2 protein-coding genes are annotated in these 2,265 nt (G+C 52.5%); both read right to left on the bottom strand.

Annotation, left to right across the window (positions count from 1 at the left end; genetic code table 11):
- Positions 1-166: 166 nt before the first annotated feature.
- Positions 167-436 (bottom strand): hypothetical protein, encoded by a 270-nt coding sequence (locus KF784_20100; GenBank protein ID MBX3121361.1) that lies wholly within the window; start codon positions 434-436, stop codon positions 167-169.
- 804 nt (positions 437-1,240) lie between these two features.
- Positions 1,241-2,265 (bottom strand): protein rep (locus tag KF784_20095; protein ID MBX3121360.1); only part of this gene is annotated, 1,025 nt, incomplete at its 5' end.

Genomic DNA, 2,265 nt, shown 5'->3' with positions numbered 1-2,265 from the left:
TACGTGTCGGAGTTGAGAGATAGGCCATGCACCACCCTGTAAGGACTACAGGCAGGGCTTGACCTAGAGAGGCACAAGAGAGAGAATGCAGGAACGCTTCCCCAAGCGTGTTTCCTTGGTTCTCTCTCTTGGCTCTTGTAGGGGTCGCACCCTGCAAGAGCCAGTTTTATTTAGACCGCTTCCCCTTCATCGCTTCCCCTAGATGCGACAAAGCCGCCCCAGTTAGGACGGCCATCGCTTTGATTGCCTCTTCTTCTTTGCCCCCCTTCCGAGCCTCAATCGCCGCTGTCATGGCCTCAATTATGGGCTTATTCTCTTCGAGGAATGCCGCAACGACCGTTGAGGCATGAGTACCAGAGGCTTGACCCCAGGCTTGGACTACCCTATGCAGATCATGAGACAGGAGGATGCTGAATCGCTTTTTCTTGCTTGGCATGTGTTCCCTTTTACTCTCACCCACTTCCCCTGTCAACTGCCCTTGAAACCGCCTCACCACCCGCACCTTCACCGGCCAACCTTCCAGACTGTAGTGTGTTCGCCCTGTGGAGCCTCACGCCTAGATGTTTCCCTTCTCTCCCCACCTTCACCCCCTGCCTAGGCATTCCGCCAAAACCAGGGCTTCACCACAAAGAGTTTCCCTGCAACCCGAGGGTTTGTAGGGGTTGGCAGGGATGATGTTTTCTACCGGAGCCGATGATACCCCTGTGCTTTCATTCTGGCGTCATAGGCATCCCCAGCCGTAACCGTCTCAGCTCTGACCGTGACCCGATCACAGACAGGACAGGTGAACACCTTGACCCCAGGCATCGACGAAAAGACCATCCGCACATCACACCGGCCACAACGAGCATTAAGCTTGAATCTCACGACATCACCCCCCCCTTGTTGAAAATTAATAACTTCCAAACCTTGCACCTATTCTTGTCTGACACGATGAGCACCAATACCCCCGAGACAACCGCAACCGACAGACAGGCACCCTACAGACCTCACAAAGAGGCCTTCCCCTTTTGCAATCCTTCACCTTCACACCTCACCTAGTAAGGGATAGAAAACAGTTTCGACAGAAAACCCGGAATCATCGCCTGTTATTAATTCCCCATAGACCACGACCCGAGCACAGACAAAGCACCGCGCCGCATCACCACGACTAGACCGCTCGACCACTAGCGACCGGCCACAGACCTTACACGCACACCGTTGACGCCCCTCAATACTCCGAACCACCCACCCAGGCCCTTTATTCCGAGCCATCATCCACCTCCGTTTCTCTTAAAATCTCATCACGCCACTTCCTACCAACTGGCTTTGATGGAGACCCATGGAACACGGCACCCCGCTTTCTACTTAGATTCGTTTCCGCCCCCTCTTCATCAAGGATCATGGACCGCAGACCAAACTCCGAGAGCCATTCCTTACAACCACACTCACACTGCAACGGCTTCTTTTCCGGCCTCTTCACCCCGTAGAGCTTGCCAAATGGAATCACAGTCCTTACCCCCCTATAGGCTGAATCAAACTTGAATTTCCTTTCCCTCACCGCGTTCCATGACCCGACATACTGCTTTGAATGCCCTAGCTTTAATTGCTTCTTGGATAGACCATCCACCCTATAAATATCTGGCGACTTCTTCAGATACCCAAGACAGTACTTCAGAATATTCTCAGGCTTATCCCACTCTTGAACATCGACAAAACACGGAACGCCTAGCTCTTCACTAATTTCCTTTGCGAACTCCTTCTTATCGACAAACCAGGCATCTATGAGACCATGCAGATGAGGGTGCCACCCGTTCCCGATATTCGTACACTCCGCAAACAGCACACCCCCATGAATCACCTCCTTCCATCGAGCACGACGCAGAAGCTTTTTCACCGCACAGTGAAACCACCTCACATAGCGTTGAGTTAGGTTGACGACGTTTTTTGGTGAAATCGTTATGAACTTAGGATGGCTTACCGATTGGAGAACCGTCTTATATTGGACACAGAGCCTAGCGAAGTCTCTTTCCCTACAGACAGGGCATGTCCTGCCCTTGCACCGCTTAGGAAGCACCCTCTTATGACCAGAATTTCGACAATAAAGAGTCGTCGTTCTCCCTTCCTCATAGTGCTGATCCGATGATTCCCCTAGGCTGATAAGAATATCCCGTTCACTTGTCGGAGTCTTATCAAGTCTTAAAGAGGGAGGGCCGGAGCGCCTGTCGGCGCAGCCGCCCCCCTCTAGGCCATCTTCCAGGCCATCGTCATAATGGAGGGCGTTCT

The sequence above is a fragment of the Fimbriimonadaceae bacterium genome (assembly GCA_019638775.1).
GTDB lineage: Bacteria > Armatimonadota > Fimbriimonadia > Fimbriimonadales > Fimbriimonadaceae > JAHBTD01.
This window is presented reverse-complemented; position numbering and strand designations above follow the sequence as displayed.